Source organism: Methylobacterium sp. WL116 (assembly GCF_008039455.1).
Classification (GTDB): Bacteria; Pseudomonadota; Alphaproteobacteria; order Rhizobiales; family Beijerinckiaceae; genus Methylobacterium.
In genome coordinates this window covers 1-7,816 of record NZ_VRUV01000202.1, presented here as the reverse complement: position 1 = coordinate 7,816, position 7,816 = coordinate 1, and the positions used below count along the sequence as shown (strand labels likewise).

Annotated in this window: 8 protein-coding genes and 1 tRNA gene; 4 read left to right on the top strand and 5 right to left on the bottom strand. The window is 64.8% G+C overall.

Going from position 1 to position 7,816, the window contains the following annotated elements; genetic code table 11:
* Positions 1 to 777 precede the first annotated feature (777 nt).
* The gene (locus FV223_RS30465; protein WP_187274924.1) at positions 778 to 954 is read left to right on the top strand and encodes a hypothetical protein; all 177 of its coding nucleotides are present in this window, start codon (positions 778 to 780) and stop codon (positions 952 to 954) included.
* Positions 955 to 1,431: 477 nt separating this feature from the next.
* Here the strand turns inward: FV223_RS30465 and FV223_RS15215 are convergent, their stop codons facing one another.
* From FV223_RS15215 to FV223_RS15205, 3 genes are all read right to left on the bottom strand, one after another.
* Positions 1,432 to 1,971 carry a hypothetical protein gene (locus tag FV223_RS15215; protein WP_147727825.1) on the bottom strand — a complete coding sequence of 180 codons (540 nt, stop codon included), beginning with the start codon at positions 1,969 to 1,971 and terminating at the stop codon, positions 1,432 to 1,434.
* Positions 1,971 to 2,459 carry a hypothetical protein gene (locus tag FV223_RS15210; protein ID WP_246686606.1) on the bottom strand — a complete coding sequence of 163 codons (489 nt, stop codon included), beginning with the start codon at positions 2,457 to 2,459 and terminating at the stop codon, positions 1,971 to 1,973. Before FV223_RS15210 ends, FV223_RS15215 begins: the two co-directional genes overlap by 1 nt.
* Positions 2,460 to 2,992: 533 nt before the next feature.
* Positions 2,993 to 3,352, bottom strand: a complete 360-nt coding sequence (locus FV223_RS15205) for a helix-turn-helix transcriptional regulator (protein WP_246687886.1) — start codon at positions 3,350 to 3,352, stop codon at positions 2,993 to 2,995.
* A gap of 354 nt (positions 3,353 to 3,706) precedes the next feature.
* Between FV223_RS15205 and FV223_RS15200 the strand changes: the two genes are divergently transcribed.
* A complete protein-coding gene (locus FV223_RS15200; protein WP_147727824.1) occupies positions 3,707 to 4,912 on the top strand; it encodes a site-specific integrase in 1,206 nt (401 codons plus the stop codon).
* Positions 4,913 to 4,942: 30 nt separating this feature from the next.
* On the opposite strand, the gene FV223_RS15195 is transcribed toward FV223_RS15200, so the two are convergent.
* Both FV223_RS15195 and FV223_RS15190 read right to left on the bottom strand, forming a co-directional pair.
* Positions 4,943 to 5,018: transfer RNA gene (locus FV223_RS15195), tRNA-Ile, on the bottom strand.
* Positions 5,019 to 5,296: 278 nt separating this feature from the next.
* Positions 5,297 to 6,766, bottom strand: a complete 1,470-nt coding sequence (locus FV223_RS15190) for an MDR family MFS transporter (protein ID WP_147727823.1) — start codon at positions 6,764 to 6,766, stop codon at positions 5,297 to 5,299.
* Between the two features lie 122 nt (positions 6,767 to 6,888).
* Between FV223_RS15190 and FV223_RS30460 the strand changes: the two genes are divergently transcribed.
* Both FV223_RS30460 and FV223_RS15185 read left to right on the top strand, forming a co-directional pair.
* Positions 6,889 to 7,047 (top strand): hypothetical protein, encoded by a 159-nt coding sequence (locus FV223_RS30460; protein ID WP_187274923.1) that lies wholly within the window; start codon positions 6,889 to 6,891, stop codon positions 7,045 to 7,047.
* Positions 7,048 to 7,420: 373 nt separating this feature from the next.
* Positions 7,421 to 7,816, top strand: a 396-nt coding sequence (locus tag FV223_RS15185; protein WP_187276150.1) for a CHASE3 domain-containing protein, incomplete at its 3' end; no start/stop codon positions are given.

Below are 7,816 nucleotides of genomic sequence, written 5' to 3'. Positions count from 1 at the left end.
TAGACTTCCACGGCAAACATCCTGGGCCCCTCCCGAAAGAGAAGCCTCTCCACTGGCCGGCTTTTACCCCGGCCGCATCAGCACCCCGCCGACGCTCCAGTGGATGGTTTTGTCACCGCCCTACACACATTGCAGGGTTATCTCTCGCACCTGCTCCCGCTTCCGCTGCGCAGATTGGGATCGCCGCCATCCCTGAGACGGCACCGGCAGTCGAGCCTGTACAGTTTGGCTACGGCTATGGACGCGGTGGTTACGGCCGTGGTGGTTACGGTCGGGGCTACCGTGGTGGCTACGGTTATGGTGGACGTGGCTACGGCGGACCGCGCTTCGGCCGGGGCTATGGCGGTTATGGCCGCGGCTACGGCAGGGGCCGCGGCTACGGCTACGGCCGTCGAAGCTTCTACTGACCGATCCAAGCTCTCCGCTGAAATGCGGAGCGCCCCTCATGATCTCGGTCAACCAGCTATCCAAACTAACGCCAGCACGCACATCAGGAAGGCCGCGGAGGTAGCGAGCACGGCCGTGACCTCGCGGTGATCGAGGAGGGCGATGCGGACGGTGGCGATCATGGCAGCAGGCTGGATGAGTGGTGGGGCCAATCACCATAATTGCCGAAGCTTGTCTATTCGGTGTCTCGAAAGCGGTACTTTTGGCGAAACCCGAACCTGTCGCTCCACGGCAACATTATCGACCCGCGACACGCTGCCCAGCCATATGCTTTAACGGAACGGTTCACCACCGCCGCGCTTATTCTCTCGATGGGTCCGGAGGGGCGCGATGAAGGTGTTTCAGGTCAGGCAGCGTGCAACCGGTGCCATCCTTTGGACCGGCTCGGCATTGAATGAGATCGCAGCCCTTGACGCGATGGCGCATGAGGCGGGGTACTATGATCACTCAGACATCCCGGAGACAGTTAGCGGCGGTGGCTTGGCTGTCGAGGTGGTGAAGGTCTGAAGCCTTCTCTGTAATCGCTCGCCCGATTTGGATCTCTACTACCATCAGCCTGTAGGCGCTGTCGTACTGATAGGGAGCATCCCGACTATGACCGACCCGAAGCGCACCGAGACTGATCCCGCTGAAACGCCGCCTGGCGAGCGATCCTACGGAGATCTTCCGTCAAGCGGCAGGTCACAGGGTTCTTTGTCGACCGGTGCTACGGAGCCGAGCGATATTGGGACGCCGCGGAATGACGAAGGATCCACTGGGCATGAGGCATTCGATAAGGCACGAGCGGAAACACAGCAGCGGGAATAAACTTTCTGCAAGCGTCGGGTGACCAGCCGTGGGGCAGTCTATCAGCCACTCCGCAGCATCAGTCCTAACCGTGGTTCGGCTTCTTCCAACCACGCATCACCCCCTGTCAGAATTGCTGCCAACTCGGCCTGCAATTCGTCCACTCGGGCGCGCATCTCACCTACAGCCTCGACGTTGCTAGGCATAATCGACAGTGAGATCGCCTAGCTCATCCTTGAGGCAAGCATGAATACGCCGAAGCCAAAGCTGGGCCTCCGCTTCAGCTGCCTTCGCCGTCTCAGCCTGCTGCTCCGCGAGTTTGGCCCTTGCCTCCGATAGGCGAGCAAGTTCGTCGGCCTGATTGGCTCGCAGAATGGCTACTGCTGCGGTCGCCTCGGCAGCCTCCGCACGCCGTTCGGCATCCTCGGCCTGCTTGACACTCCGTTGGATGATCGACTGCGAGTGACGCGACACTTCCTGAGCAAAATCACGTGCCTGGCGAACACGGGCTCCAACATCTCGGATCAGGTCAATCGCTGCAGGCCAATCGACCGCATTTGGTTCGCCTCGGGCCTCCTGTGGGACAGGTACACCAGGCTCGGTGAAGAGCGGTACGATCTTGTCGTCCAACAACGCCTCGGCGGCCCATTTGGTGCTGGTGCGCCAAGCGTCGTTCGGTTCAGGATCATGCCCGTCCGGGTGTGCATCGACGGCACGGGGCTGAGCAGCAGCCGACATCAAGCCCCTCCCTTAGCTCCTGGTTCAACACCGAACTCCCTCGCAACCGTATCGTAGACACGAGATAGCCACTCCTCCGCAATCCGTGCTCGCTCCTCGGCGGCTTTCACCTTTTCGTCGGCGGCCTTGAGCAAGACATCAGCACGACTCTGGACATCGGCGGTGCGTGCCTCAGCAGCACGGACCCGCTCGGCAGCGTTTCGAATATCTTCCCGCGCGTGATCCAGCAGTTCCCGTACGCGCAGCTCCTGTTCCTGCGCCTGTGCCTCGACCTCGCGGGCATGATTGGCTGCATGACGAACGCGTTCGATCAGCGCGGACCAGTCACGGGCCGAGGAGCGCGGTGCTGATGATAACGGCTCATCCAGGTTGCCGGCGGGCTCAACGAGCCGCACCACCTTGCTCTGATGCGTCACAGAGACCGGATCGTCCGCGGGAACATCCAGAGAAGACAAGCCCTGCCAGAGGTATTTTTTGGCCTGGTCCATGAAGCTGCTCTCTGCGGATGGCGAGGCCTTATTAGATCGAAGGCCATCGATTAACGCTTTGTTCGGATTAGTTATCATCCCCATTGCGGATGGGGAGTCATCTTTCGCTAGGGCTGCCGGAAAGGGCGATGGTGTTTCCAAGAGAGCACAGTCGGCGATTGTGCCCCTCTGAGACCGCCTTGCTCCCGTTATGTTGTTTTATGATCCCCTTGATTGAATTTACGTCTTCCCGCATCAATTGCCTCCACGCGGGATCGTATCCCTTGCAAAATTGCGATGCGATATCGCACTTTCTAGAGCTTCAACGGAAGTGCGCAACACGCCAACAACCGACCCGGGGATCAGCAAATGCTGCGCGTGCTGTTGTCTGACAGCTAATGAATGACTGCCGTGGGGATGCGCCAAAAGCGATCCCCAGGGCTGCCATGAGCCGAAGGGCGAGCGTATCAACCGTCAGATTTGAACCAAGTGATGGATCATGAGGTTCGCGGAAGTTTAGCTAACGACCTTAGATCAGAAATCACTCATCGCCGCTATTCGACATGCTCTTGTAGAGCAGGATCAACTCCGATCAGCCGAACGCCCAGACCATTGCCCTTTGAAAGGTCTGTCGTCACACCAGCTTCACCCAAGGCACGCTCGATCGCCTCAAGTGTAGCGTGGTGAGGATCGCGTGCGCCGCGCTCGAAATCCACGAGGGTACGCAGGCCGATCCTCGCGGCAGTAGCCAACTGCTCACGGCTCCAATCCAGCAAGGCGCGCGCCGCGCGACACTGCGCAGGAGTGATCATGGCAGCGAACAGGTCGCACTTTTCATGCGCATAAGAATTGACATATATCGCGCAATACCGCACTAATGATGTGCATCTAACCACTTTCATGTGGACATGCAACGCCGATCATCAGGCCAGTCGGTTTACAAGTTCGCCTACGGATCAACATTGCCGGACGAAGGACCCATCTAAATGTCCCGCCACGCTCCTCAGGTCACACGTGCAGACATCGCTCGCGCGATACGTGCGGGCCAGGACAACCATGATGGGTAGGGCGCTACACATCCCCGACGCATCGGAGATTACCGACGAGACGCCGCTGCGGCTCGATGTGGCCGCGGCACTCGCCTACCCGGGCGGCGGCATGACCGCTTCCGGCCTGCGCACGGAAAAGGCTCGCGGGCGGCTAGCCGTCGAGCGCGTCGCTGGCCGCGATTGGACGACCCTCGGCGCCATCGCGAGAATGAGAGAGCTATGCCGCGTCAACGCAAACCCGCCCCACTCTGGCTACGACCTGAGCGGAAGCGGAGCGGCAAGGTCGCGTCACGAGCGGCCTGGCTCATCCTCGACGGAGGCAAGCAGTACCCCACAGGATGCTTTGAGGGCGATTTTGCAGCAGCCGAACGCGCTCTCGCAGAGCACAACATCGCCAAGCATACCCCGTCGCGGTCGCTTCGGGACCTCGAAGCAATCCCAGTCGCGGACGTGCTGATCTTGTACCTTGAGGCGCGGCGACGCTTGATCGAAGCGTCCGACCCGATCGGCTATCGCCGGCTGAAGGGACGGATCGGCCGGCTGAACGAGTTCTTCGGTGGCAAACGCCTGTCCGATATCAAAGGGCCGCTGTGCCGCGACTATGTCGTTGCCAGGAAACGGACCGGCGGCGCCCGGCGAGACCTAGAAGACCTTCGAGCGGCCATCGGGCATCACCAGACCCAAGGCTTGCATCGTGGGGTCGTCAAAGTCCCGTTGCCGGAGAAAGGGGAGGGGAGAGACCGCTTCCTAACGAGAGAGGAGGCGGCTCGCCTGCTCTGGGTGTGCTGGCGCTACCGCGAGACGCAAACCGTCCATCGGGGCTCGAACCGCGGCCAGGCAGTTCAGACCGACAAGCGCCCACTTCGGCACCTTGCGCGGTTTATCCTGCTCGGCCTCTATACCGGGACACGGGCCGGAGCGCTTGCTGCTGCGTCGTTCCACCGCGGTAAGGGCAGGGCCTATGTCGATCTCGATAAGGGGCTGTTTTACCGGCGAGCCGAGGGCAATCGGGTTACGAAGAAGAGGCAGCCCGTCGTGAAGCTACCATCGCACCTCGTGGCGCATCTGCGCCGCTGGGCGGTGACGCCGCGACGCGATGGAACGATGCCCGAGTTCGCGGTCGAGTGGAACGGCAAGCCCATTGCTTCGGTCAAGACGGCCTTCGCATCGGCAGTCCGCCTCGCGGGCCTTGAGGAGGATGCTTCACCGCATGTCCTCCGACACACCGCGGCGACCTGGCTGATGCAGCGCGGCGTCAGCATCTGGGAGGCGTCCGGCTTCCTCGGCATGACGCCTGACGTGTTGATCAACGTCTACGGTCACCACCACCCGGACTTTCAGTCCGGCGCCGCGGGAGCCTTCAAAAACAGGGGCAAAAATAGCGTTTCGTTGGGTAAACTGTTGGGCGACCGCCCCGGGGCATAAAACGATGCCTGCTTAAGTCGTTGTGATGACTGGTGGGCCCGGCAGGACTCGAACCTGCAACCAGACCGTTATGAGCGGTCGGCTCTAACCATTGAGCTACAGGCCCAAGCCGTTGTCCCAGCTTGCTTTTAGGCATCGGTACCGTCGCCGCTCAACGTGGGGCGGCAAGACGGCGACGGAAACCCTGCTCCTGCCTACCGCGAGCCGGTGCCGGCGACAAGCGGGGTGGGGGCTCGGACGACCGTGCCGTCGCTCCGATCGATCCGATCGCGTCTCGGCTCGCATGGCAACCAGGATGCTGGCGTGCGGCACAGGACGGGCGATCGGATACGAAGAAAATGCCCGGACGAGAGGCGGCCGAGCACCGAGCGTAGCTGCCGAATGCTACTCCGCGACGGCCGGTGCCGCCTCCGCGATCGCCACGCGCGGCACGAGCAGGGATGCCGACAGCGTCAGCAGCGCGACGGCGAAGACCGTCCAGAAGGTGCCGTGCAGGGCGTGCTGCAGGCTGAGGCGGGCCGCCTCGCCGGCTGCGCCGAGGCTCGCCGGATCGTCGAGCAGGCGGCGCAGCTGGTCGGGATCCACTCCGGTCCCGCCGTCCGGATGGATCAGGCGATAGTTCAGCACGGCGCCGAGCGCGGTGGCGCCGAGCGTCGAGCCGAGGTTGCGCGCAAAGATGTTCGAGGCGGTGGCCGCCCCCCGCTGCCCCCAGGCGACGCTGTCCTGGATGATCACGATCGCCGCCGTCGACAGGAAGCCCATGCCGAGGCCCATCACGATCGACCCAGCCGCCGCCACGACCGGCGAGGTCTCCGGGCCCAAGGCCACGAAGGCCGTCGCGCCGATCGGCAGCAGGGCGGCGCCGAGCAGCAGGACCGGTCGCAGGCCAAAGCGGACGAAGCTGCGCGCCGCCGTCGTCGCGCCGATCGGCCAGCCGAGCACCATGAGGGTCAGGGTGAACCCGGCGACGAGCGGCGATTGCCGGAGCACGCCCTGCACGTACATCGGGAGAAAGGCGGTGAGCCCGATGATCGCCATGCCCGAGAGCAGCGTCGCGGCGTTGGCGGTGAGGATCGGTCGCTGCCCCCATAGCGAGAAATCCAGCATGGGGTCGGCGGCCCGCCGCTCCTGCAGCACGAACAGCGCGATCGCCGCCAGGAAGGTCAGGCCGGCGGCGACGGCGAGGGCCGGCGCGGCCGACGTCTCGGTCAGGGCGATCATCAGCGCCGCGATCGCCACCGTGAAGAGGGCCGCCCCGATCACGTCGATCCGGCGCGGCTTGCGCTCCACCTCCTCGCGCAGGAACAGCAGGAACAGGACGGCCGCGAGGACGCCGACCGGCAGGTTGATCCAGAAGATCCACGGCCAGCTCAGATGCCCGACGATCAGCCCGCCCGCGAGCGGCCCGGCCACCGACGAGACGCCCCAGACGCTCGCGAGGTAGCCCTGGACCCGTCCGCGCTCGCGGGCCGCGTAGAGGTCGCCGACCACGGTCATGCTCACGGGCTGGATCGCGCCGGCCCCGACGCCCTGCACGAGCCGGAACAGGATCAGCGAAGGCATCGACCAGGCGATGCCGCACAGCAGCGAGCCGACGAGGAACACTGCGATGCCGAACAGCAGCACCGGACGCCGGCCGTAGAGATCGGACAGCTTGCCGAACACCACGGTGGTCGCGGTCTGCGTCAGCAGGAACGAGGCGAACACCCAGGCGTAGAGATGGAGGTCGCCGAGCTGGCCCGCGATCTGCGGCATCGCCGTCGAGACGATCGTCGCCTCGATCGCGATCATGAACATCGCCGCCATCACCGCGGCGAGGACCAGCGGGCGGCGCGTCGTCGGTGCGTTCAGCATGCGCCGGCTTTAGGGCTCTAGCGCCGCCGGCGCCAGAGGACGGCGATCTGCTGGCCCGCGCCCGCGCCGGCAAAACTTTCTCGATCGCGCGACGTAGGGGGTGGGCGGAAGGACATCCGCCCATGCTGGCCTCAAGCCTGATCTGCCTCGTCGCCGGGACCGGCCTGGTCGCGGCGTCCCTGCTGATGCCCGCCTATCGCCTGCGACTGGAGGTCATCGGCGCGGGGCTGTTCATCGTCGGCCTCTGCCTGCTCGGCGCAGAGCTTCCCCTGTTGCGTTGAGGCCGGTTCCCGATCGCGGGTCGTGTCCCGCCGCCCTGCGGCTCGGTCGTCATGCCCCTCGGGTGCGGGACGGGTTTCCCATCGCCGCCCGGGCGGCACCGTCTCCACGGCATCTCGGGGGGCGTCCGCCCCAGCGCCACGCATCGGTCCGGGCGCGGCGATCCGCGCATGGCGGCCGGCGAGATCCGCCGCGCGGCCGGCTTCGAGAGGCACGCCGGAATCGGGCCGGATTTGATGAGCGGATGCACGATCCCTATCGGCGTCGTCGACCGATGAACCCCGCACGCACTTGATTCGAATGCCGACTCGGCCGACTGCGCCGGCAAGGGGACCGCAGGGCGCCGCCCACAGGTCTGCGCAGGAACGCTCGAACATGCCGAACACGTTTGGCCTCAACCGCACCCTCGGCGGCGCGATCGGCGCCATCGCGCTCGTGTCGGTCCTCGGCAGCGGCACGGTCCTGTTCACGCTGGACCGCCTGAACGAGGCGACCGAGGCCCGTCGCAAGGTGACGCTCGTGGCGCGCGGCCTCGACGCCTTTCGCGGCGCCATGCTCAACCAGGAAACGGGGCTGCGCGGTTACCTCATCACCGGACGCGACAGCAGCCTCGAGCCCTATCGGGCCGGCCGCCCGGCGCTCGATGAGACCATCGATCGGCTTCGGGCGCTGACGAGCGGCGAGGCCGAGACGTCGCGCCTGCTGGCCGATGCCGTCGCCGCCGCCCGCACCTGGCAGGCCGAGATCGGCGAGCCGGCCGTGCGCATGGCC